We start from the raw sequence: 24,053 nt of genomic DNA, 5'->3' as shown, positions 1-24,053 counted from the left end.
GTGGCCCATGCCCTCCTTGCCAGCCGATGAAGCCCGCAACTTCCTCGACCGCCATCCGGACATCGACAGCGTCGACCTGCTGATCAGCGACCTGAACGGCGTGCTGCGCGGCAAACGCATTCCCCGCGACAACCTCGAGAAGGCCTTCTGCGACGGGGTCAACCTGCCCGCTTCGGTGTTCGCCCTGGACATCCTGGGCAACACCATCGAGGCCACCGGCCTGGGCCTCTCGAGCGGCGACAGCGACCGGGTCTGCCGCCCGGTAGCAGGAACTCTGATGCCGAGCCCCTGGCTGCGCGACGCCCACCAGGCGCAGCTGCTGATGACCATGACCGAAGCCGACGGGATGCCCTTCTTCGCCGACCCGCGCCAGGTGCTCGACCGGGTGCTGGAGCGCTTCCGCCGCGCCGGACTGACGCCGGTGGTGGCCGTGGAGATGGAATTCAGTCTGGTCGATCGCCACCGCGACGATCTGGGCATGGTCCAGCCGCCCTGCTCGCCGGCAACCGGCGAACGCGCCGCCCAGAGCCAGCTCTACTCGATCAACGAACTCGACGAATACGCCGATCTGCTCGAGGAGATCCATGCCGCCGCCCGGATCCAGCAGCTGCCGCTGGACACCGCCCTCAAGGAGTGTGCCCCGGGACAGTTCGAGATCAACCTGCTCCACTGCCCCGATGCCCTGGCGGCCTGCGACAGCGCGGTACTGCTCAAGCGCCTGATCAAGGGCGTGGCGCTGCGTCACGGCTTCGAGGCCACCTTCATGGCCAAGCCGTATGGCCAGGAGGCCGGCAACGGTACCCATGTGCATATCAGCCTCCTCGACGATACCGGCAACAACGTCTTCGCAGCCGAGGATGGCGCGCCGCTGGGCACGCCACTGTTGCATCGCGCCGTAGCTGGGCTGCTCGAGCTGATGCCGGCCTCCATGGCGCTCTTTGCGCCCAATCTCAACTCCTTCCGCCGCTTCCAGGCCGGTTTCTATGTGCCCATGGCCCCAACCTGGGGCTACGACAACCGCTCGGTGGCGCTACGCATCCCCTCCGGACCCCATGCGGCGCGACGCATCGAGCATCGCGTGGCCGGCGCCGACACCAATCCCTACCTGCTGCTGGCCACTCTGCTCGGCGCCATCGACCACGGCCTACGACATCAATTGACACCGCCGCCGGCCATCAGCGGTAACGCCTATGATCAGGCCACACCCAGCCTAACCAACAGCTGGCGACAGGCCCTGGACCTGCTGGAGCAGAGCGAGCCCCTGGCCGAGGCGCTGGGAGAAGATTTCCTCGCGGTCTACCTGGCCAACCGCCGTGCCGAGCGCGACCAGGCCATGCAGGCGGTCAGCAAGCTCGAGTACGACTGGTACCTGCGCCATGTCTAAGCGATTGCAGGCCTCCGCAACGACAGCGCCCCGACCAGTGGTGGCCGGGGCGCTGTCGTTGATGACGAAGCGGTGGCTTGTTCAGCCCTCCTGCGAGGAAACGGCATCCCACTGCGGGCGCCCCTCCTCGAGCAGCACGCGGTCGCGCTGGGGTGGGTTATCCAGGCGGCTGGTCTCGACCGTCTCGCCGTGGCGCCAGGAAACCTCATAGCCCTCGGTTTCCTGATGGGTGTCGACCACGGTGCGGCACTCCTCACGCGTGGTCGTCGCCGGACGGGACTGTCCCGCCTCGGCATGCTGGCGTGCCTCCACGCGCTCCTGGACCTCGCGGCCGGCCAGGCCGCCGCCGATGGCACCGGCCAGGGTGGCGATCTTCTTGCCGCTGCCGCCGCCGACCTGGTTGCCCAGCAGGCCGCCGACGATGGCCCCGGCGGCAGTCCCCACCACGCGGTGAGGGTCACGGCTGCCACCCTGCCCCGTCGGTATCTCTTGCTGCGACGCAACGACGACTTGCTCGCAGACCTCCCGAGGGGTCTCCACGGTGCGCGTCAGGGTCTCGACATTGGTGATCTCGGCGTACTCGGGGCCACGCTGCTGGTCCTGGATCTGGAAGGCGCCAAAAGCCAGCCCGCCGAGCCCCAGTACGGCCAGGGTGGAACCTATCACAATCGACTTGCTCATCTGTCACCTCCTGAAGGGCGCGGGGCGCCAGTCGCTGAAACGCTATCGAGCTCCAGGCGTAAGTGACCATGACGGCTCGGGGCGATGAGAGGGGCAGCGCAATCCCGCGCCGCCCGACGAGCCCAGTATAGGCCGTTGCATCCTGCCGGGGTGGTGAAGAAGACGACTTCCACATTCTCTCCGCAGCTGTCGCCCCAAGGAGACAGCGGAGGCGATCACACCAGGGGGTCTCCTGGGGGAAGTGATGAGCGGGGCATCCCGCTCATCGAGCAAAAATACGTTCAGCATCAGCGATCCTTGTTGCCTACCACGTCGATTGCCGGAGAAATCACCCCTTGGGTATCTCCTTGCGGGGATCGTGGAAGGGCTTCTCCACCACCCTGGAATCCTGCAGGCCGGTATTGGCCTCGATGCGCAGCACCGTGCCCAGCTCGGCATACTCGACCGGCACCATGGCGTAGCCGATGTTGCGCTCCTGGCGCGGCGACTGGGTGGCCGAGGTCACCTTGCCGATACGCTCACCCTGCGCGTCGAGTACCGGGAAAACGTCGATCATCGCGCCGTCGGTGAAGTGGCCGACGCCGGGGCCATCGATCTCCACGCCCACCAGCTTGCGCGACACCCCCTCGGCCTTGATGCGCTCCAGGGCGGCGCGGCCGATGAAGTCGTCGGTGCCGCGCAGATCGACCATCCAGTCGTAGCCCATGCCCACCTCGAAGGGGTTGGTGTCGTACCAGATGTCGCAGCCGAAGGCGAGGATGCCACCCTCGATGCGGCGGATATGGCAGGGCCCGATCACCTGGATATCATGGGGCCGGCCGGCCTCGAAGACGCGCTGCCAGAGGGCCTCACCGTAACGGCTGGCCTCGCGCAGATAGATCTCGTAGCCGATCTCCCCGGAGTAGCCGGTGCGCGAGATCACCACCGACATGCCGTCGAGGTCGGCCTCCATCAGGTGGTAGTAGGGCATGCCCAGCACCGCCTCGCCGAACAGGTCGACCATCACCGCCTTGGCCTTGGGCCCCTGGACCTGGACGGGGGCGACATCCACCTCCTGGATGGTGACGTCGAGGCCGGAGTTGAGCGCCAGACCTTGGCACCACAGCAGGATGTCGCTGTCGGCCAGTGACAGCCAGAAGCGGTTCTCCTCGATGCGCAGCAGCACTGGGTCATTGAGGATGCCACCGTCGGGGGCGGTGACGAAAACATACTTGCACTGCCCCACCTGGCAATGGCGCATGTCGCGCGGCACGAGCCGTTGAGTGAAGGTGAAGGCATCGGGACCGCTGATCTCGATCTGACGCTCGACGCCGACGTCCCACAGGGTCACACCCTCCACCAGGGCCCAGTACTCGTCCACCGGGTCGGTGTAGAGACGCGGGTGATAGTGGTGGTTGTAGACACTGTACTTGCGCACCCCGTGCCGCCGCGAGGCGTAGAAGAACGGTGACTTGCGGATGCGCGGGTAGAGCAGAATATCCGGCGCCGACGGGGTTTGCTGAGTGCTGTGGATGCTCTCGATCGCCTGGGACATGACCGTCTCCTCCCCTGTCTTGATGGCGGGAGCCGACACCCGCCGGCTCCTTGCCTTCGACACTAGCCGCTGAGACCAACGCCAATCTCGCTGTGGGCGTCGAGCTCTTTGGCACAGGCGACACCTGTCGCCACCAGGCAAGGGGGCGTCGCCGCGGGACAGTGAGTCACCCCGGGCCTGACTTATGCTGCCGAAAACCCTCTAATGTAATGGAGGATGACCATGGCGACCCTCCCCTCGCAGGCAGACGCGGTGATCATCGGCCTTGGCGGCATCGTCGGCGCCTCGGTGGCCCATCACCTGATCGAACAGGGCTGGACGAACCTGGTGGGCCTGGAGAAGTCCGCCATTCCCTCGGACATCGGCTCCACCGCCCACGCCTCCGACTTCTGCTTCATGACCGCCCATGATCGCCTATCCTGCTACACCACTACCTACAGCCAGCGCTTCTACGAGGCTCTGGGCCACTACCACAAGATCGGCGGCCTGGAGATCGCCCGGGTCGGTGACGAGGCCCGGCTGGCAGAGCTGCAGCGTAAGGTCGCCTCGGGCAAGGCGTTCGGCACCCGAGCGTGCATGGTCGATGCCGACGAGGTGATGGCGCGATTCCCGCTGCTCGATCGCGAGCAGGTACTGGGCGGCATGTGGGACCCGGATGCCGGCCTGGTGATCCCGCGCTCCCAGCGAGTGGCCGGCGAGCTGATCGAGGGCGCGGTCAATAGCGGCCACCTGCGCGCCTTCGCCGACACCCCCGCGCTGGACATCGATGTTCAGGCGGGTCGTGTGTGTGGCGTACAGACGACGAAAGGCTATGTCGCCACCTCGCTGGTGATCGTCACCTCGGGCATCTGGGGGCCGATTCCCGCCGCCATGGGCGGCGCGGCCCTGCCATTGATGCCAGTGGAACATCCGCTGATGTTCTTCGGCCCCTTCGAGACCTTCGCCGGCACCGGCAAGGAGATCGGCTACCCGCTGCTGCGCGATCAGGGTAACTCTGCCTACATGCGCGACACCGGCGACCCGACCAGCACCGAGGGGGGCCAGCTGGAATGGGGCTACTACGAGTCCCGCGAGCCGCGGCTGGTGGACCCACGCGCCATCCTCGAACGCGACCGCGCGCGACTCTCGCCCTCCATGCGCGACCTGGAGCTGGACCAGGTGGACGAGGCCTTCGAGCGGGCGGTGGAACTCGCCCCCATCCTCGGCGAGTTGGGCTGGGACGAGAAGCACTCCTTCAACGGCCTGCTCTCCGTCACCCCTGACGGCGGCTCCCTGGTGGGCGAGTCGCCGGAGACCCGCGGGCTGTGGTTCTGCGAGGCGGTCTGGGTCAAGGACGGCCCGGGCATGGGCAAGCTGCTGGCCGACTGGCTGACCCGAGGGCACCCCGAGATCGACCCCTGCGGCATCGACATCGCACGCTTCTATCCGGTGCAGAAGACGCCCCACCACGTCCACGGCCGCTGCCTCGAGATTGCCCGCAAGATCTACGACCCGCCGGTACACCCCCGGGAGCCCTTCGAGACCGGCCGTGATCTCAGGCGCGGACCCTTCTGGTCCAGGGAACAGGAACTCGGCGGCTACTTCATGGAGGCCGCCGGCTGGGAGCGCGCTCATGGCTACGCCGCCAACGAGACGCGCCTCGATCGTTACCTGGAACGGGTGCCCGAGCGTCCGGCGGAGTGGGACGCCCGCCATTTCTGGCGGGTTTCCAACGCCGAGCACCTCGCGCTCAGTGACGACGTGGGCATGATCAACCTCTCCCACTTCGCCATCTATGATCTGCAAGGCCGCGACGCCGAGGCGCTGCTGGAGTGGCTCTCGGTGGCCCGGGTGGGCGGCGACACGCCCATCGGCAAGGGCGTCTATACCCACTTTCTGGACGCCTTCGGCGGCGTGCACTCGGATCTCACCATCGTGCGCCTGGCCACGGACGCCTGGCGAGTGATCTGTGGCGGTGATACCGGCCACCGCGACCTGATGTGGATCACCCGCCGCGGCGAGGAGGCCGGGCTGACCCGCTGGCACCTGGAGGATCGCAGCGACGGCCTGGCCACCCTTGGCCTGTGGGGCCCCAACGCTCGGCGTACCCTGCAGGCCCTGGCCGACGACCCCGAAGGATTGACCGAGGAGCGCTTCCCCTTCGCCACCGCCCGCGAGATCCGCGTGTGCGGCCTGCCGGTATGGGCCTTCCGCATCTCCTATGTGGGCGAGCAGGGCTGGGAGCTCTACGTGCCCTTCAGCTATGGCCTGGCGCTCTGGGATCTGCTCTTCGAGGCCGGGGTCACGCCGGTGGGCATCGAGACCTACGCCAACAGCCGCCGCCTGGAGAAGAGCCTGCGGTTGCAGAACGTCGACCTGCTCACCGACTACAACCTCTACGAGGCCGGCCTGGCCAGGCCCAAGGTGAAGGGCGCGGATTTCCACGGCAAGGCCGCCTACGTGGAGCAGCGCGAACGACAGCATCAGCCCGCTTATTTGTGCACCCTGGTCATGGAGGCGAATCACGACGGCGCGGGCACGCCCCGCTTCCCCGTCGGACAGTCACCGCTGCTCGATCCGCAAAGCGGCGATGTGCCGGTGGACACCCTGGGGCGGCGCTCCTATGTGACCAGCATCGCCTACGGCCCATCGCTCGAGCGCAACATCGCCCTGGCCTACCTGCCCCTCGACCACGCCGAGGAGGGACGCACCCTGCTGCTGGAGTACTTCGCCGAGCACTACCCGATGCGGGTGGCGGCGGTGGGCTACCGGGCACTCTACGATCCGGAGGGCGCCCGACCGCGCGGCTAACGCCTCGGCTTCCCGAGGCTCGATCGTCCAGCGGTATTGCCTCCCCAGGCGTCTATTTTCCGGATAGCGACGCCAGATCGTCCTGGCGCTCCTGCCGGCGCTTGCGCTCGCCGCTCGGGGAGTGGCCAAAATGGTCGTGGTAGCACTTGGTGAAATGCGGCGGCGAGACGAAGCCGCACGCCAGGGCTACCTCGGTGATCGGCATATGGGTCTGCTGCAGCAGCAGCCGCGCCCGGGCCAGTCGCAGCTCCAGGTAGTACCTGAGCGGGGGACAGCCGACGTAGCGCTGAAAGAGCCGCTCCAGCTGGCGCCGTGAGAGCCCGGCATAGCTGGCCAGTTCGTCCAGGGCCAGCGGCTCCTGGAGATTGGCCTCCATCAGGGTGGCCACTTCCTCCAGCTTGGGATGGCTGTGACCCAGGCGCACCCGCAGCGGGGCGCGCTGGCGATCGCCCACACCGCGAATCCGCTCGTGGATGAACTCCTCGGCGATCACCTCGGCCAGCGCCAGTCCCTGCTGTCGACCGATCAGGTTGAGCATCATGTCCAGGGGGGCGATGCCGCCGGAGCAGGTGTAGCGGTCGCGATCCATGACGAACAGCTGGGAGGTGAAGGTCACCGCGGGGAATCGCCGCGCCTCGTGCAGGCTTCCGATATGCTCCCAATGCAGGGTGCAGCGGTAGCCATCGAGCAGCCCCGCACGGGCCAGCACATAGCCGCCGGTGCACACCGCCCCCAAGGGGATGTGTTGCTCGGCCAGGCGCTTCAGCCAGGAGAGGGTCGCGCGATCGTCGTGACGCTGCACCTCGACCCCTCCGCACACCAGCAACAGGTCCAGCGCCGGCATGGGCTCCAGCGCCTGATCCACCGCCACACCCAAGCCACTGCTGGCCTTCACCGCGGCACCATCTTGGCTTACCAGGTGCCAGGTGTAGAGCAGGCGGTCGGCCAGGTGGTTGGCCATGCGCAAGGGTTCCAGCGCCGATGAGAAGGCGAGCTGCGAAAAGCCCGGCAGCAGCAGGAAACCGATGTCGTAATGGCCCTTGGCCGGTATGGGAGGTCCCATTGCTTTTCTCCTCGGTGTTCCTGGTACCGCTACCCATCAGGAATAACTTGTCTATTGGACCATCGGCAAGGTCGTTCCGCTCCCGCGATGTGTCGCTGCGCCCAAGTCCACCGACGTCGGCAGGCAAGAGCCCCGCGTCAGGCGCACGATACTGAGCATGACGATCGGCGGAACCACCGCCAAGAGGAGGCAAGACGATGGCACCCCAAGCGACCGAACAGACTGCGTCCCAGCCAGCGGACAATCTGAGCATTGCCCGCGCGGTACGGCTCTGGCCCATCGAAGAGATCGCCCATCGCCTGGGCCTGTCCGGCGAGGTAGTGGAGCCCTACGGCCGCGGTATCGCCAAGCTCGATCTGGCGGCCATGGACGCCCTGGCCGAGCGCCCACGAGGGCGCTACGTGGTCGTGACCTCAATGACGCCTACTCCTCCCGGCGAAGGCAAGACCACCACCGCCATCGGCCTGGTGCAGGGCCTGCAGCGCCTCGGCCACACCGCCGCCGTCGCCCTGCGTCAGCCCTCCATGGGCCCGACGCTGGGCCTCAAGGGTGGGGCCACCGGCGGTGGCTACAGCCAGGTGCTGCCCATGGAGCGTATCAACCTGCATCTCACCGGCGACATCCATGCGGTGGGGGCGGCTCACAACCTGCTGGCCGCCATGGTGGACAATCACCTGCACCATCGTCTCGAGCCGGAGCTGGACCCTCGGGAGGTGCGCTGGCAGCGAGTCATCGACCTCAACGACCGCGCCTTGCGGCATCTGGTGCTGGGCCTCGGCGGACGCGGCGACGGGACCCCACGCCAGGGGAGCTACGAGATCACCGCCGCCTCGGAGGTGATGGCGGTACTGGCCCTGGCCGACTCCCTCGCCGACCTGCGCCGACGCCTGGGGCGCCTGATCGTGGGCCTGGACCGCGACGGCAAGGCGGTCACCGCCGAGCAGATAGGCGCCGCCGGCGCCATGACGGTGCTTCTCAAGGAGGCGCTCAAGCCCAACCTGCTGCAGACCCTGGAACACGCCCCGGCGCTGATCCACGCCGGCCCCTTCGGCAACATCGCCCATGGCAACTCCTCGATCGTCGCCGACCGCATCGGCCTGCACGCCGGCGACTTCCTGGTTACCGAGGCAGGATTCGGCGCCGACATGGGCGCCGAGCGCTTCTTCAACATCAAGTGCCGGACGTCGGGCCTCGTACCCGATGCCGCGGTACTGGTAGTCACGGTGCGCGCGCTGAAGTATCACGGCGGCCGCCACCGGGTGGTGCCCGGCCAGCCGCTACCCGCCTCGCTCCTGGCAGAGTCGCCCGACGAGGTCCGGGAAGGCGGTGCCAACCTGCTCAAGCAGATCGACAATGTGCGCGTCCATGGCCTCACCCCGGTAGTGGCGATCAACGCCTTTCCCGGCGACCATGCCAGCGAACATGAGGCTATTCGCGAGCTGGCGGCCTCGGTAGGAGTTCGCGCCGAGGTCTCCCACCATGTACGCGATGGCGGCGAGGGTGCCCTGGCCCTGGCGGAAGCCGTGGCAGAGGCAGCGGAGGCCGGCGGCGACTTCCACTTCCTCTACCCCGCCGAGCTGGCACTGGCGGAAAAGATCGAGCGTATCGCCACGCGCCTCTACGGCGCCGAGGGAGTCGACTTCGCCCCCGGCACCCGCGAACAGCTGGAGGACTGGCAACGCCTGGGATACGGCGAGTACCCGGTGTGCATCGCCAAGACACACATGTCGCTATCCCATGACGCGAGCCTACTCGGCGCCCCGAGCGGCTGGCGGCTGCCGGTGCGCGAGGTGCGCCTCTCCGCCGGCGCAGGTTTCGTCTACGCCCTGGCCGGCAATATCCGCACCATGCCGGGGCTCAACGCCTCGCCGGCCGCCACACGGATCGATATCGATGACGAGGGTGAGATCACGGGACTCTACTGATATCCGCGATCACAGGGGGAGTGAGCGGATAACGCTGACTCCTTAGGGATTAGAGGAGCGCTTGTGGCCGAGCGACACTCACATGCACTGGCGAAACAGCTTCTTAAGATCCTCGACGGTCAATGTCACAGGGTTCCCGCCACAGCTGGGATCCTGAATGGCCATTTCGGCCAGGTCGTCGATACGGTCAGGCTTAGCCCCGATCTCGGAGAGCGTGCGCGGGATGCCCAGCTGATCGTTGAGCGCCTGGACGAAAGCCTGAAAACCGTCGAAGCCGCCTTCGATACCCAGGTAATTGGCCGCCATGTCGAATCGCGCACGGATCTTGTCGGCGTTGAACTCGAGCACCGCCGGCATGCAGATAGCATTGGTAGTCCCATGATGAGTGTTGAATACCGCACCAATGGGGTGGCTCATCGCATGGATGGCCCCCAACCCCTTCTGAAACGCAGTGGAGCCCATCATCGCCGCGCTCATCATGTGAGCACGTGCCTCCAGATCCGTGCCATCGGCATAGGCGCGCGGCAGGTAATCCTTGACCAACCGCATGCCTTCCAACGCGATGCCCTGGCTCATCGGGTGATAATGCGGGCTCGAGAACGCCTCGACACAGTGGGCAAAAGCATCAAGCCCGGTACCGGCAGTAATCGTCCTCGGCATGCCCACGGTGAGTTCGGGATCACAGAGCACCACCGCGGGTAACACCTTGGGGTGAAAGATGATCTTCTTTTCGTGGGTTCGGGAATTGGTAATGACACTGGCCCTGCCCACTTCCGAGCCGGTCCCGGCGGTGGTGGGTACCGCCACGATGGGTGCGATCGCATCCGCATCGGCCCGCCTCCACCAGTCGCCGATATCCTCGAAGTCCCACACCGCGCGCGTCTGGCCGGCCATGAAGGCTACCATCTTGCCCAGATCCAGCCCCGAGCCGCCTCCGAACGCAATCACCCCGTCATAGTCGCCTGTCCGGTAGGCCTCGACCCCCGCCTCCAGATTCTGTTCGTTCGGGTTGGTGTCAACCTCGGCAAACAGACCCCGGCCAAGGCCTGACGCCTCGAGAAAGTCCAAAGCAGACCGGGTGATCGGTAGATCGGCCAGGCCTCGGTCAGTTACCAGCAGAGGACGGGTGATGCCCGCATCTGCACAGGCGTCGGGCAATTCAACCAGACGGCCCGCCCCGAATCTGATGGTGGTCGGATAGGTCCAGTTTCCAGTCAGCGTCATTTCGTCACCTTCTTCAGGTAGTAGGACTTTGGCCTTGTCAGGTTGTGGTAGCCGATCACCGACAAGCCACCACCGCGTCCCGTATCCTTGCAGCCGGTCCAGCAGAGGCCTGGGTCCAGGTAATCCGCACGGTTCATGAACACAGTACCGGTCTCCAGTTGGTCACCCACTCGCTGGGCGCGCTCGATATCGGCAGTCCACAGGCTGGCTGTCAGGCCGAATCGGCTGTCGTTCATCAGCCGGATCGCTTCATCGTCACCAGACACCTTCATGATGCCGACCACCGGACCGAAACTTTCATCGCGCATCACGCGCATGTCATGGGTCACCTGAGTCAGGATCTGCGGGGTCAGGTAGGCACCACCATCATCTTCGGGTTTCTGCGTAACATGGGCCCTCGCACCGGCGGCCAAGGCCTCGTCGATCTGATCACGAACCTCCTTGGCAAAGCGGATATTCGCCATCGGGCCTATATCCGTATCAACGGCTAACGGATTGCCAAGCTTGTAGCCCTCGACGATCGCTACTGACTTTTTGACGAAGGCCTCATATAGGCTCTCATTCACGTAGATGCGCTCGATCCCACAGCAGCATTGCCCTGAATTGAACATCGCTGCGTCAATCAGGGTAGCAACCGCTGCATCGAGATCGGCATCCTCCATGACATAGCCTGGGTCCTTACCGCCCAGTTCCAGCCCCATCCCGGTAAAGGTGCCAGCGGCCGCCTCTTCCATGGTGCGACCGCCGCTTACGGAACCGGTGAAATTCACGAAATCGAATGCCCGGTCAGCGATCAAGGCCGAGGTGGTGTCGTGATCCAGAAAGGCATTCTGGAACACATCCTCGGGCACACCAACCGAGTGGAAGGCACGCGCCATTCGCTCGCCAACCAGCAGGGTCTGGGTGGCATGTTTCAGCAGCACCGTGTTTCCCGCAATCAGCGCCGGGGCCACCGTATTGATCGCCGTCATGTAAGGATAATTCCAGGGTGCCACCACCAGCACGACGCCCTGTGGAATGCGCTTGATAAAGCGTTTGACCGTGGCATCCTCACCCACAACGATATCAGCCAGCGCCTCCTCTGCAATGGTCGTCATGTGGCCACCACGCTCCTCGAAGCCACCGAACTCGCCACCATAGCGAACCGGTCGGCCCATCATGTGCGCCAGCTCCGGCACCACCTCGTCATTCATCTCACCCACGGCGGCAATGCCGGCACGAACCAGATCGATACGCTCCTGTAAAGGGCGTGCGGACCAACTAGCCTGAGCCGATCGAGCCCGTGTGGCCGCCTGATGCGCGGCCTCGGGCGACAGGGCGTCACGCTCGGCGAAGACTGATCCGTCGATCGGTGAGATACATGTCAGGATGTGACCCATCGTCTTCTCCAGTGTTTTCAAGGCCTGCGGTCATTAGTCCTGGTGCATCGGAATATCACCAGGAAAATTCGATGCGGCAACTATTGTGAGCAAGGCTCCCGATGTAACGACGGTTTCGTCATGAGCGCTCGAAGCCGCGTGCCACCTCGTAATCGGTCACCACCCGTTCGAAGTCTTCCAGCTCCACTTCGGCGGCACGGGTGTAGTGATCGATCACTTCATCCCCCATGGCCTCGCGAAGCATGTTGGAATCCTTCAGGGCCTGCATGGCATCGCGCAGGGTTTGCGGGATCAAGCCAGTCTCTCCTTCATAGGTGTCACCCTCTGCGGGCGGGGGCAATTCCAGCCGCTCCTCGATTCCCTTGATGCCAGCGGCCAGTTGTCCGGCCATGGCGAGGTAGGGGTTCAAATCCGACCCGCCGATACGACATTCGATGCGCACCGCCTGGGTGTTAGCAGCACAAAGACGAAACCCCGCAGTGCGATTGTCAACCGACCAGACCGTACGTGTGGGAGCGAAGGAACCCTTCTGGAAACGCTTGTAACTGTTTATGTAAGGAGCCAGGAAGTAGGTATAGTCAGCTGCATATTCAAGCAACCCGGCCAAGTAATGCTTCATCAACGGAGACATACCGTGCGTATCGCTTTCATCGAAGAAAGCGGGGATGCCCCTCTGCCACAACGACTGGTGGATGTGAGTCGAACTGCCCGAATGGTCGTGATGCCATTTAGGCAGAAAGGTCACCGCACGCCCCTGCTGCCAGGCAATTTCCTTGGTCGCATGCTTGGCAATAGTATGGTAGTCCGCCGTATCTAGTGCTTTCGCATATCGGATGTTGAGCTCCCCTTGGCCAGAGCCGGCTTCACCCTTGGTGCCTTCTACAGGAATTCCAGCCGCGTAGAGATGATTACGAAGTGGACGTAATACATGCTCTTCCTTGGTAGTCTGGAAGATGTGATAGTCCTCGTTGTATCCACTGATCGGTTCAATATCCCGAAATCTGTCTTTGCGAATCTCGTCGAGGCTCTTTTCGAACAGGAAGAACTCCAGTTCGGTTGCCATTACCGCGTTGAATCCCATCTCATCCAGCCGTGCGAGCTGGTGCTTGAGAATGGCACGCGGAGAATGGGGTACCGAGGCATGGGTGTGATGATCCAGAACATCGCACAGCACCATAACCGTGCCTTCAAGCCACGGAACGGACCGCAGCGTGGCAAGGTCCGGCTTCATGATGTAATCACCATAGCCAGCCCCCCAGGAAGTGCTGGCATAGCCATCAGGCGTTTCCATCTCGAGATCGGTGGCCAACAGATAGTTGCAGCAATGCGTCTCATCCCAACCATCATCCACGAAGTGACGCGCATGGAGTCGCTTGCCCATCAGGCGTCCTTGCATGTCGACGATGCAGACAAGCACCGTATCCACTTCACCACTCTCCACCTTGGCCCTCAGTTCCTCCAAAGCCAGCGCGTTGGTCATTACCGACGCTCCTCATCACATCAACAAGTCAAGGCTCAGCGCTCAGCCAGAAACCTTCCCCAAGCGGAATGCCCCGGCGCGAGCCGGGGCATGTGACCTAGTCAGGCATCGCTATAACGGTAGGGCCGGCCAGCCTCACGCATATCGGCATTGTATTGCTTGAAGATCTCGACCACCCTGGCCTTCGTCTCCGATTGAGCTGCGATTTCATCCCAGAATTCCTGGGCGGCAGCTTCCACCTGATCCCATTCCTCATCGGGAATCGTGGTTAGTTCCAGCTTCTCACCATGGACGCGCAGCCTGGCCTCGCCACCCCAATACCAATGCTGGCGATAATAATGGGACTGTTCACAGCAGACCTCGAACAGCAGCCTGAGGTCTTCAGGCAGCTCTTCCCAACGCTCCATGTTGACGAAGAAGTGTCCGATCCAGGCACCCGAGATGTTGTTCGTCAGGAAGTAGTTCGTGACATCGGCCCAACCCACCGTGTAATCCTCGGTGATGCCGGACCAGGCGATGCCGTCCAACTCACCGGTCTGCACGGCAACCTCGATATCCTCCCAAGGCAGAGTCACCGGCACCACGCCGAACTGCGACAGGAAACGCCCCGCAGTGGGGAAGGTAAAGATGCGCTTGCCCTCCAGGTCCTTGAGGCTACGAATCGGTTCCTTGGTAGCGAAATGGCACGGATCCCAGGCGCCTGCGCTGACATGCTTGACACCAACCTTGGCATATTCCTCTTCCCAGATGTCCTTGAGCCCATACTCGTTGAACAGCACTGGCACATCGAGGCTGTAACGGGTCCCAAAGGGGAAATACCCACCAAAGACAGCGACCTCAGTGGGAGATGCCATCGAATCGTCGTCCGATTGCACGGCATCGATAGTCCCGCGCTGCATCGCTCGGAAGAGTTCGCCCGTCGGCACCAGCTGATCGGCATAGTAAAGCTCGATCTGCATACGATCGCCGGCGATCCTGTTGAACAGGTCAATGGCCGGCTTGGCGACATGCTCGGCCAGAGCGGCACCGGCATAAGTCTGCATTCGCCATGTGATGGTGGGCTCGGAGGAAGATTGAGCCATGACCCTGGAGGCCAGAGGTGCCATGGCAGCACCGGTCGCGGCCGTGATCAGAAACTTGCGTCTTGTTGTCATTGTTTCGCTCTCCTGGAGTTAACTACCTTATGTGAAATGCATTCGGCCCTTCGGGAGGCTCTTGTTGTTCATTCCCGCTGTGGTCAATTCCCATAAATGTAGCCCGGAAGCCAGAGTGCGATCTGCGGAAAGACCATCACCAGGCTTAAGGCAACCGTCATCACCAACACGAAGGGGAGGATCGACCAGTAAATATCACGAAGCCCAATCTCGGGCGGCGCCATGGCACGCATCAAAAACAGGTTATAACCGAACGGGGGCGTCATGTAGGCGATCTGTGTCGTGATCGTGTAAAGCACCCCGTACCAGATCAGGTTGAAGCCGAGAGCATCGACCAGCGGCACGTAAAGCGGTGCCACGATCACCAGCATGGCAGTATCATCCAGGAAGGTACCCATCACGATGAAACTGAGCTGCATCAGGATCAGGATCATCCAGGGCGATAAGCCCAGGCGCTCGGTGAACAGGTCCTCGATGGCCTTGACAGCGCCCAGCCCATCGAAGATGGCACCAAAGGCGAGCGCTGCCAGGATGATCCACATGAACATGCAGGAGATGGCCAGTGTCTGTCGTACTGACACTTCGAACACCTTGCGCGTCATTCGACCCTTGAGCGTTGCGGCCAGCAATGCGGCCATTGCCCCGACAGCCGAACTCTCGACCAGTGATGTCCAGCCTTTGACGAAAGGGACCATCATCACTGCAAAGATCATCAACGGCAGCAAACCGGCTCTCAGCAGACGAAGTTTTTCGGCAAGGGACACGTTACGCTCTTCGAGGGGCAGGACGGGACCCAGAGATGGCTGCAGGCGGCAACGGACATAGATATAGATAATGAACAGGGTAGCCATCATCAGTCCCGGCAACACTCCGGCAAGCCACAATTGGCCCACGGGCTGGCGCGCGATCATTGCGTAAAGCACCAGCACCACCGATGGCGGCACAAGAATTCCGAGGCTGGAGCCCGCCTGGACGACGCCAGTCACCATAACCTTGTCATAACCCCGCCGCAGCAATTCAGGTAGGGCAATAGTGGCACCAATCGCCATCCCAGCCACTGACAACCCGTTCATGGCAGAGATGAGCACCATCAATCCGATCGTGCCAATGGCAAGGCCACCCCTGACCGGCCCCATCCAGACATGGAACATCCGGTAAAGGTCATCTGCAATACGGCTTTCCGACAGCACATAGCCCATGAAGATGAACATCGGAAGGGTGAGTAGTGGATACCATTTCATCAGCTTCATCGCGGATGAGAATGGAATGTCCACCCCACCTGTCCCCCACAATAGGACACCTGCTAACGCACCGACAAACCCGATAGCACCAAACACACGCTGACCGGTAAGCAGCATCAGCATCATCGCGCTGAACATCACGATTGCGATCATCTCATACGGCATCAGTCGAGCACCCCGCGGAGACGGCCGATATCCCTGAAAAACTCGGCTAGAGACTGAAGAATCATCAGAAACACTCCGAGACAAAGTACCGTCTTGATGGGCCACAACCAGGGCCGCCAGGCCGTAGGACTTCGCTCCATGAAGCCAAGCTCCTCTCCAGCCGCTGACGGACCCGCGGTGAAGAACGTACTGATGAGATCGAGGAAGAAAGCGAACGGCTCACTGCCGAAATACCCGAGCGAATATGCCGTCGAAACCAGCCCGCCATAGAGAAGAACGCCGAGATAGAAGATCAGGAAGAAGACCGTGATAGCGTCGACACACGCCTTAGTTTTCGGGCTCAAGTCTCCATAGAAGAGGTCCATGCGAACATTTGACCCCAGCTGGATCGAGTAGGGCCCACCCAATACGAAATACGCCACCATAACGAATTGCGCAGTTTCCAGGGTCCACATCGAGGGTGTCATGAACACCTTGGAGGCCGAAGACCACAGCAGAACTGCCATCAACACAAATATCAGGTACATCGCCATTCGACCGATGAATCGGTTCATCGCATCGATGGCGCTGATATAGATCAGGATCGCCCTAGGCATCTTGCTTTCCCTCCTGAGGCGATGGCTCGAAACCCAGGGTTTCCAGTGCCGGCAGGATCAGCTGCAAAAGCTCCCTGGCCATGGTGTCCTCCCCTTCCGGCGTGGCCAGCAGGTCATTGCGAATCTCGATCATCACATTCGCCAGCCCATTGTCGTTACCATGGAGCTTCAGGGAGTGGGTAACACCATCCTCGGGTCCATAAGGGGCATTGCGTTGGATCGTTCGATGCGGCAGGAGGTGGGATTGCGCGAGCAACGCATCGGCCATCCGCTGGTCGGCATCGTGAAGAATGCCGATCTCGACCGCACGGACCTGACCATGAAAATTCGGTGTGAAGCTATGGATGGTGATCAACACCGTCGGGATATCGTGCGCTTCACGTTCCACCAGCACACTCGTCACCGCTTCGCAAAACGGACGATAGACCGCTTCGACCCTGGCCAAACGCTGCGATGCGGTCAGCTTGTGATTGCCCGGTACATCGATGATTTCCACGCGTTGAGGCATCGCACTGGCTGCCTCTGGGGGACGATTGCAGTCGTAAACAAGCCTCGAGACCCGGCTAGCCACCAGCGGTGCATGAAGCATCTCCGATAATTTCAAGGCCACGGCGCGGGCGCCGATATCCCATACCGCATGACTGTACCGATGTGCGTAGTCCATACCAAGATCATGATATTGCTCGGGTATATGATGTGAGGCATGTTCACACAGGATAGTGACAGGACCGTTGGCCTGACGATTGTACATCTCGACGCTCGGGGACGACTGCTCGATTTCGCTGGACATCAGGACTCCTCCAGGGTCCTGTAAAGATATAGACGCCGAAAGTCCATTGTGTCAATATTTTTTCAAGCACCGCTTGCATGTCGATCAGCAACTACTGTCGAACACCCAGCGCATACTGGAAAGAGCGCGTTATGAAGGACTCACTATGACGACCACTGACTCCACATCCAGCGTGCGCGAACTGATCCGCCAGCATTACCCGGCACTCACGCAATCGGAACGAAAGTTTGCCAACGCGCTGCTCGATAACTATCCAGCGGCTGGCCTCGCCTCGATCACTATCGTGGCGAGCAACGTGGGCGTGTCATCTCCTACGGTGGCGCGGATGGTCAGAAAGCTGGGGTTCAAGGGCTACCCGGAGTTTCACAAGGCCCTCTTGCAGGAACTGAAGGCAACGGGTGTCGGCCCCACCCAGAGGCGCGCCAAGTGGTCATCCGAAGCGCCCGAGACACATCTGCTGAACCGGTTCGCCCAGGCGGTCACGGAGAACCTACAGCAGACATTTGCGCATATCGAGACGGAACGCTTCGATCAGGCAACCAGCCAACTGGCCGATGCCGACCGATGCCTTTACATTGTCGGCGGACGCATCACCCAGGCGCTTGCCGATTATGCCTTCACGCATTTACAAGCGGTGCGCCCCCGCGTGACCCAAATGACCTCGTCTTCGGGCACCTGGCCACATTACGTACTGGACATGGAGCCGGGTGAAACCCTGCTGATCTTCGACATCCGACGTTATGAGACCAACCTGCTGCGCCTCACAGAAATGGTGCGCAAGCGTGGCGTGCGAGTGGTGCTATTCACCGACCAGTGGGGATCCCCCATCTCGTCACTGGCCGATTTCACCTTCAACTGCTGGGTAGAGATTCCCTCAGGGTGGGATTCCAGTGTGGCGACCATGATGCTGCTGGAGACCATCATCGCCGCGGTCCAGGAACAGCGCTGGCCCGAAGCTCGTGATCGTTACGAACGACTGGATGAACTGTTCGACATGACCCATTTCTTCCGCAAATTCACCTGAACGCCACCTCCTCGCCTAGCATTTGATCGCTGTCCAAGTTTCGAGGAAGTCAACTCTGGGCGAAGCACAGTGGTGATGCTCAGACCCCTAGCTTGTCACGAGTCTGGTAATACCAGGCGCCGATGGCCGAGAGCGGCACACGCAACAGGCGGCCGCCGGGGAATGGCAAATGCGGCAGGCCGGCGAAGGCGTCGAAGCGTTCCGCGCGGCCCGTCATCACCTCGGCGATCAGCTTGCCGGCCAAGTGGGTGCAGGTGACGCCGTGCCCCGAGTAGCCCTGGGCATAGTAGACGTTGTCGTTGACCACCCCGAATTGCGGCAACCGGTTGAGCGTCATCAGGAAGGTACCGCTCCAGGCGTAGTCCACCTTGACGTCGGCGAGCGACGGGAAGGTCGTGAGCATCTTGGGGCGAACGACGCCCTCGATGTCGGCCGGGTCGCTGCCGCCGTAGTTGACCCCGCCGCCATAGAGCAGCCGGTTGTCGGCGGTCAGGCGGTAGTAGTCGAGGAGATAGTTGCAGTCCTCCACCGCCAGGCCGTTGGGAATCAGCTCGCGGGCCCGTTCCTCGCCCAGCGGCGCAGTGGTGATGATCTGGGTGCCGCAGGGCATCGACCGTCCCTCGATCTCGGGCAGCACGCCCTTGAGGTAGGCATTGCCGGCCATCACCACGCGCTCGGCCCGCACGCGGCCGCCGGCGGTGCTCACCACCACCGGCTCGCCGTGCTCGAGGCCTGTCACCGGCGAATACTCGAAGAGGCGCCCGCCCAGCGCCTCGACGGCGGCCGCCTGGCCCAGCACCAGGTTGAGCGGGTGCAGGTGGCCGCCGCCATGGTCCACCAGGGCGCCGGTGTAGCGTTCGGTGTTGACCTCGCGCTTTACCGCCTGCCCGTCCAGCAGCTCGAGCTCCCGATAGCCGTAGCGCTCCCAGAGCGCCTTGTGCTCGCGCAGCCCCTGCATCTGCTTCTCGTTGCAGGCGGCAAAGAGGTTGCCGTCCCTGAGGTCGCAGTCGATGGCATAGCGCTCGACCCGCTCGCGAATGATACGGTTGCCCTCGAAGGCCATGTCGCCCAGGGCTCGAGCCGTATCGGCGCCGTACTTCTCCTCGATGACACCCATGTCACGGCTATAGCTGTTGACGATCTGGCCGCCGTTGCGGCCAGAGGCGCCATAGCCGACCCTCACCGACTCCAGCACCACCACCGAAAACCCCTGCTCGGCCAGGTGCAGAGCGGCGGAGATACCGGTAAAGCCCGCCCCCACCACGCAAACATCGCAGCGCACCTCCCCCTCGAGGGCGGGGCGCTCGGGCGCGGTGTTGGCGGTGGCCGCGTACCAGGAGGCGGTGTGGTCCCTTTCGAAGGAAATGGCCATGGGTCATACCCTCAACAGCAGGTGCTCGCGCTCCCAGGAGCTGATCACCTGGAAGTAGGCACGATGTTCGGCGCGCTTGACCGCCAGGTAGCTATGGGTAAAGCGCTCGCCGAGGATGTCGGCCAGAGGCTGGCAATCGTGCAGTAGATCCAGCGCCGGTCCGATGTCGTCGGGTAGCTTGTTGCCGCCTGACCAGGCAGAGCCCGTCACCGGCGGGCGAGGCTCAAGGCGTTCCAGCAGACCCAGGTAGCCGCAGGCCAGTGACGCCGCCATCACCAGGTAGGGATTGGCGTCGGCACCCGCCAGGCGATTCTCGACCCGCGTCGCCTCGGGGCCGGAGACCGGCACGCGCAGTCCCACGGTGCGGTTGTCCATGCCCCACTCCACGTTGATCGGGGCCGAGCCGCTGGTCTCGGTGCGCATCAGCCGACGGTAGGAATTGACGTTGGGCGCCAGCAGCGGCATCACCGAGGGCAGGTAGCGCTGCAGGCCGCCGATGAAGTGGTGGAACAGCTTGCTCGTCTGGCCGTCACCCTCGGCGAAGACGTTGTGTCCGTCCTTGGCATCGAGGAGGCTCTGATGGATATGCATGGAGCTTCCCGGTTCATTGGCCATGGGTTTGGCCATGAAGGTGGCATACATGCCGTGGCGCAGCGCCGTCTCGCGCAGGGTGCGCTTGAACATCACCACCTGATCGGCCAGCGCCAGGGGGTCGCCATGCTGGAAGTTGACCTCCATCTGGCCGGCCCCCTCCTCGTGGATCAGGGTGTCGAGGTCGAGGTTCATGGCCTCGCAGTAGTCGTACATCTCCTCGAACAGCGGGTCGAACTCGTTGACCGCGTCGATGGAGAACGACTGGCGGCTGCTCTCCTGGCGGCCGGTGCGCCCGATCGGCGGCTCCAGGGGGTAGTCGGAGTCGGTATTGGTCTTGACCAGGTAGAACTCCACCTCGGGGGCGATCACCGGGGTCCAGCCGCGGGCGGCATAGAGCTCCAGTACTCGCTTGAGCACGTAGCGCGGCGCCAGCTCCACCGGCTCGCCGGTCAGGTAGAAGCAGTCGTGGATGATCTGCGCCGTAGGGTCCTCGGCCCAGGGCACCAGGTAGATGGCCTTCGCGTCGGGGACCAGTTCCATGTCCCGTTCGGCAGGATTCCAGAAGCGGATATCCTCGTCGTCCGGATAGCCACCGGTGACGGTCTGGATGAAGATCGAGTCGGGCAGGCGTGGACGCCCGCCGTTGAGGTACTTGCCGGCGGGCATGATCTTGCCCTTGAGGATGCCGGTCAGGTCGCTGACCAGGCACTCCACCTCGGTGATGCCGTAATTCTGGAACCAGTCGTTGAGCAGCGGCTGTTCCTGTCGGTTACTCATGGGGATTTCCTTGCTGGGGATGGCGAGCCCCCGGCACGCGGCCGGGGACCCTGCGCTCAGCGAGACTGGACCTCGGACCACAGCTGCTGGAAGGTCTGCAGGGGATCGCCCTCCAGGCTGGGGGTGAAGCGCAGTCGCTCCATGTCCGCCTCGCTGGGCTGGACAGGAGGCTCGGTCAGTACCGCATCCAGATGAGGCTCGGCGGCGGCATTGGGACTGGCGTAGTAGTTGTAGTTGGAGAGCTGGGCGCCCACCTCCGCATCGAGGATGAAGTCGATGAACTTGTGCGCCATGTCCGGGTTGGGCGCCTCGGAGGGGATGAGCATGGAGTCGACCCACATCTCGGCACCCTCGTCGGGAATCATGAACGCCAGATGCTCGAAGGTCTCCGGGTCCTCGTCCTTGAAGAAGAGGTAGTCGCCGTTGTAGGAGAGGCCCACGTGGGTCACGCCCCGGGCCAGCTGCTGCAGCGCCGGTGTGCCGTCGGTGAAGCCGCTGAAGGTGTCGCGCCCCTTGGTGTCGATCAGCAGCCGGGCGGCCTCCTTCCAGGCGTTCATGTCGGTGCAGTCGTAACCGTGGCCCAGGTAGGCACAGGCACCGCCCATGCTGACCTGACCGTCACCCATCAGGGCGAAAGGATGGTCGGGATTGACCTCGGGGTCGAACACCAGCGACCAGCTCTTCGGCGCCTCCGGGAAGGTCTCGGTGTTGTAGACGATACCGGTGGTGCCCCACTGGTAGGGCGCGGTGTACTCGGCCCCGGGATCGAAGTCGGGATCCTGGAACTGCGCCATGACGTTGTCGAGGTTGTCGAGCTTCGACTTGTCGAGTTTCTGCACCAGGCCGGTCTGGATCAGCCGCGGCACGTAGTAGTTGGACGGTACGATGATGTCGTATTGCGAGACCCCGCCGGCATTGAGCTTGGCGAACATCTCGGGCAGCGAGTTGAAGTAGTTCTGCACGACGTCGACGTCGTACTTCTCCTCGAAGGCCTCGATGATCTCGGGATCCATGTACTCGGTCCAGTTGAACAGATAGAGCTTGTTCTCCTGGGCCTGGACGCTGCCGGCGAGCAGCGCGGCGCCGACGGACAGGGCAAGTGCGGTCTTGTTGGTTGTCATCTCGGACTCTCCTCGTTTCCCCTAGGGAAGGGTTGGCCGGCTCATGCCTGCCGGCGACGGCTGAACACCAGGCTGATGATGGCGGCGATGGCCACCGCACCGATCATCAGGGTGGCGATGGCGTTGATCTCGGGCGATACCCCCTTCTTGATCGCCCCCCAGATGTAGATGGGCAGGGTCGCGCTCTCGGGACCCGCGGTAAAGAAGCTGATCACGAAGTCATCCACCGACAGCGTAAAGGAAAGGAAGAACGCCGAGATCAACGCCGGCTTGATGGTCGGCAGCATGAAGTGCACCACCCGCTTGACCGGCGAGGCATAGAGATCCTTGGCGGCCTCGAAGAGCGTCGGGTCCAGCCCCACGAAGCGCGAGTAGACGATCAGCGCCACGAAGGGGATCTGGAAGGTCACATGAGCGATGATCATGGTCACCAGCCCCGGCTGCAGCAGTCCCGTCAGGCGATGAATCTGCACGAAGAAGGCCATCTCCGAGATGCCGAAGACGATATCCGGCAGCACGATGGGCAGGTAGATCAGCACGATCAGCCAGCCCAGCTTGCGGTGGCGATGGCGGTACATGCCGTAGCCGATCAGGCAGCCGATCCCCAGTGCGATCACCGAGGAGGTGATGGCCAGGATCATGCTGTTGGCGAAGGCCGAGAGGATCTCCTCATTGCCCATCAGGCGGCCATACCAGCGCAGCGAAATGCCGGTGAAGGTGGCCGCGCTGTTGGAGGCATTGAAGGAGAACAGCACCACCACGGCCAGCGGCAGGTAGAGGAAGGCCAGGGTGAACCACCAGAAGCCGGCCAGGCTGCGCTTGAGCGTGCGCTTTCTCATATCACCACCTCTTCGCCACCACCCAGGCGCTTGCCGATGCGACGCATCGCGAACAGCCCGATGAAGGTGGCGATCAGCATCAGGATCGCGCCGGCGGCCCCCAGCGGCCAGTTGGCCCCGCCGGCGAACTGGTTGGCCACCAGGTTGCCGAGCATCATGCCCTTGCCGCCGCCGAGCAGCTCGGGAATCACGTACATGCCGAAGGCGGGGATCGCCACCAGCACGATGCCGGCCAGCAGCCCCGGCAGGGTCTGGGGAAAGACGGCGTGCCGGAAGGCGCGCACCGGCGAGGCGAAGAGGTCCTGCGCCGCCTCCACCTGGGCGGCATCGAGCTTCTCGAAGGCGGCATAGAGCGGCAGCACCATGAACGGCAGGAAGTTGTAGACCAGGCCCAGGGTGACCGCGAAATTCGACGGATAGAGCCCCATGTTGGCATTGATCAGGCCCAGCGCCTCGGCGAGCTCGGAGAGCGGTGTGGCCGGGGCCAGCAGGTTCATCCAGCCGAAGGTGCGGATCACCTGGTTGGTCCAGCTGGGTACCACCACCAGCAGCAGCATGATCGGCCGCCATCGGGCGCGACAGGTACTGATGTAGTAGGCGATCGGATAGGCGATGACCACCACCAGGCCGGTGGAGACGACTGTCTGCCACAGCGAACGCAGCAGGGTGTAGAGATTGCCGGGGCTCCAGCCCAGAAAGCCGAAGCCCGCCAGGCGCCGGAACGACTCCAGCGACAGCGGCATCTCGGGTAGCCCGTAGGGGCCATTGGACATGAAGGCCACGGCCATCAGGTAGGCGCTGGGCAGCACCAGGAAGATCACGATCCAGGTGGCCCCGGGGGCCACAGTGAACAGCAGGTGCCGAGCCTCGCGTACCATGCCACGGCTGCGGGCGGAGGGCGTTACGCCAGTATAGGCCAT

19 protein-coding genes are annotated in these 24,053 nt (G+C 63.2%); 4 read left to right on the top strand and 15 right to left on the bottom strand.

The genetic code is table 11. The annotated features are described in order from the left end of the window. Positions 1-7 precede the first annotated feature (7 nt). Positions 8-1,384, top strand: coding sequence for a glutamine synthetase family protein (locus HALO32_RS08760; protein ID WP_151443399.1), 1,377 nt, complete (start codon positions 8-10; stop codon positions 1,382-1,384). An 81-nt stretch (positions 1,385-1,465) separates the two neighbouring features. Here HALO32_RS08760 and HALO32_RS08755 read toward each other — a convergent pair whose 3' ends face one another. Then, on the bottom strand, positions 1,466-2,065 hold the full coding sequence (locus HALO32_RS08755) for a glycine zipper 2TM domain-containing protein (protein WP_151443398.1): 600 nt from the start codon (positions 2,063-2,065) through the stop codon (positions 1,466-1,468). 328 nt (positions 2,066-2,393) lie between these two features. Next, positions 2,394-3,599 carry a glycine cleavage T C-terminal barrel domain-containing protein gene (locus HALO32_RS08750; RefSeq protein ID WP_151443397.1) on the bottom strand — a complete coding sequence of 402 codons (1,206 nt, stop codon included), beginning with the start codon at positions 3,597-3,599 and terminating at the stop codon, positions 2,394-2,396. Between the two features lie 222 nt (positions 3,600-3,821). On the opposite strand from HALO32_RS08750, the gene HALO32_RS08745 reads away from it, so the two are divergent. Then, a complete protein-coding gene (locus HALO32_RS08745; protein ID WP_151443396.1) occupies positions 3,822-6,389 on the top strand; it encodes a GcvT family protein in 2,568 nt (855 codons plus the stop codon). A gap of 52 nt (positions 6,390-6,441) precedes the next feature. Here HALO32_RS08745 and HALO32_RS08740 read toward each other — a convergent pair whose 3' ends face one another. Next, positions 6,442-7,452: a GlxA family transcriptional regulator gene (locus HALO32_RS08740; RefSeq protein WP_151443395.1), complete on the bottom strand. Its 1,011-nt coding sequence runs from the start codon at positions 7,450-7,452 to the stop codon at positions 6,442-6,444. Between the two features lie 197 nt (positions 7,453-7,649). Here HALO32_RS08740 and HALO32_RS08735 point away from each other — a divergent pair, with 197 nt between their 5' ends. Next, complete coding sequence (locus tag HALO32_RS08735; RefSeq protein WP_151443394.1) at positions 7,650-9,377, top strand: formate--tetrahydrofolate ligase; 1,728 nt, start codon at positions 7,650-7,652, stop codon at positions 9,375-9,377. Between the two features lie 78 nt (positions 9,378-9,455). Here HALO32_RS08735 and HALO32_RS08730 read toward each other — a convergent pair whose 3' ends face one another. The 7 genes from HALO32_RS08730 to HALO32_RS08700 form a co-directional block, all read right to left on the bottom strand. Then, the gene (locus HALO32_RS08730; RefSeq protein ID WP_151443393.1) at positions 9,456-10,601 is read right to left on the bottom strand and encodes an iron-containing alcohol dehydrogenase; all 1,146 of its coding nucleotides are present in this window, start codon (positions 10,599-10,601) and stop codon (positions 9,456-9,458) included. Further along, the gene (locus tag HALO32_RS08725; protein ID WP_151443392.1) at positions 10,598-11,980 is read right to left on the bottom strand and encodes an aldehyde dehydrogenase family protein; all 1,383 of its coding nucleotides are present in this window, start codon (positions 11,978-11,980) and stop codon (positions 10,598-10,600) included. The genes HALO32_RS08730 and HALO32_RS08725 overlap by 4 nt, the downstream gene beginning before the upstream one ends. 118 nt (positions 11,981-12,098) lie before the next feature. Continuing rightward, entirely contained in the window at positions 12,099-13,460 is a 1,362-nt protein-coding gene (locus HALO32_RS08720; RefSeq protein ID WP_151443391.1) for a glutamine synthetase family protein, read from the bottom strand. Between the two features lie 101 nt (positions 13,461-13,561). Continuing rightward, positions 13,562-14,614, bottom strand: coding sequence for a TRAP transporter substrate-binding protein (locus HALO32_RS08715; RefSeq protein WP_151443390.1), 1,053 nt, complete (start codon positions 14,612-14,614; stop codon positions 13,562-13,564). Between the two features lie 83 nt (positions 14,615-14,697). Next, a complete protein-coding gene (locus HALO32_RS08710; protein ID WP_151443389.1) occupies positions 14,698-16,020 on the bottom strand; it encodes a TRAP transporter large permease in 1,323 nt (440 codons plus the stop codon). Then, positions 16,020-16,616, bottom strand: a complete 597-nt coding sequence (locus HALO32_RS08705) for a TRAP transporter small permease subunit (protein WP_151443388.1) — start codon at positions 16,614-16,616, stop codon at positions 16,020-16,022. The genes HALO32_RS08710 and HALO32_RS08705 overlap by 1 nt, the downstream gene beginning before the upstream one ends. Further along, on the bottom strand, positions 16,609-17,406 hold the full coding sequence (locus HALO32_RS08700) for an N-formylglutamate amidohydrolase (protein WP_151443387.1): 798 nt from the start codon (positions 17,404-17,406) through the stop codon (positions 16,609-16,611). The genes HALO32_RS08705 and HALO32_RS08700 overlap by 8 nt, the downstream gene beginning before the upstream one ends. A gap of 145 nt (positions 17,407-17,551) precedes the next feature. Here HALO32_RS08700 and HALO32_RS08695 point away from each other — a divergent pair, with 145 nt between their 5' ends. Next, the gene (locus HALO32_RS08695) at positions 17,552-18,430 is read left to right on the top strand and encodes a MurR/RpiR family transcriptional regulator (RefSeq protein ID WP_151443386.1); all 879 of its coding nucleotides are present in this window, start codon (positions 17,552-17,554) and stop codon (positions 18,428-18,430) included. Between the two features lie 79 nt (positions 18,431-18,509). Here the strand turns inward: HALO32_RS08695 and HALO32_RS08690 are convergent, their stop codons facing one another. Genes HALO32_RS08690 through HALO32_RS08670 form a run of 5 tightly spaced genes read right to left on the bottom strand, consistent with a single transcriptional unit; the run spans position 18,510 to position 24,053 of the window. Then, on the bottom strand, positions 18,510-19,802 hold the full coding sequence (locus HALO32_RS08690; protein WP_151443385.1) for an NAD(P)/FAD-dependent oxidoreductase: 1,293 nt from the start codon (positions 19,800-19,802) through the stop codon (positions 18,510-18,512). 3 nt (positions 19,803-19,805) lie between these two features. Beyond that, the gene (locus HALO32_RS08685; protein WP_151443384.1) at positions 19,806-21,173 is read right to left on the bottom strand and encodes a glutamine synthetase family protein; all 1,368 of its coding nucleotides are present in this window, start codon (positions 21,171-21,173) and stop codon (positions 19,806-19,808) included. 56 nt (positions 21,174-21,229) lie between these two features. Continuing rightward, a complete protein-coding gene (locus tag HALO32_RS08680; RefSeq protein ID WP_151443383.1) occupies positions 21,230-22,294 on the bottom strand; it encodes an ABC transporter substrate-binding protein in 1,065 nt (354 codons plus the stop codon). A gap of 41 nt (positions 22,295-22,335) precedes the next feature. After that, positions 22,336-23,133, bottom strand: coding sequence for an ABC transporter permease (locus tag HALO32_RS08675; protein WP_151443382.1), 798 nt, complete (start codon positions 23,131-23,133; stop codon positions 22,336-22,338). Beyond that, positions 23,130-24,053 (bottom strand): ABC transporter permease, encoded by a 924-nt coding sequence (locus HALO32_RS08670; protein ID WP_151443381.1) that lies wholly within the window; start codon positions 24,051-24,053, stop codon positions 23,130-23,132. Before HALO32_RS08670 ends, HALO32_RS08675 begins: the two co-directional genes overlap by 4 nt.

It is taken from the genome of Halomonas lysinitropha (assembly GCF_902500215.1).
GTDB lineage: Bacteria > Pseudomonadota > Gammaproteobacteria > Pseudomonadales > Halomonadaceae > Halomonas > Halomonas lysinitropha.
The sequence above is the reverse complement of the archived record's forward strand: the minus strand, read 5'-3'. Positions and strand labels throughout refer to the sequence as shown.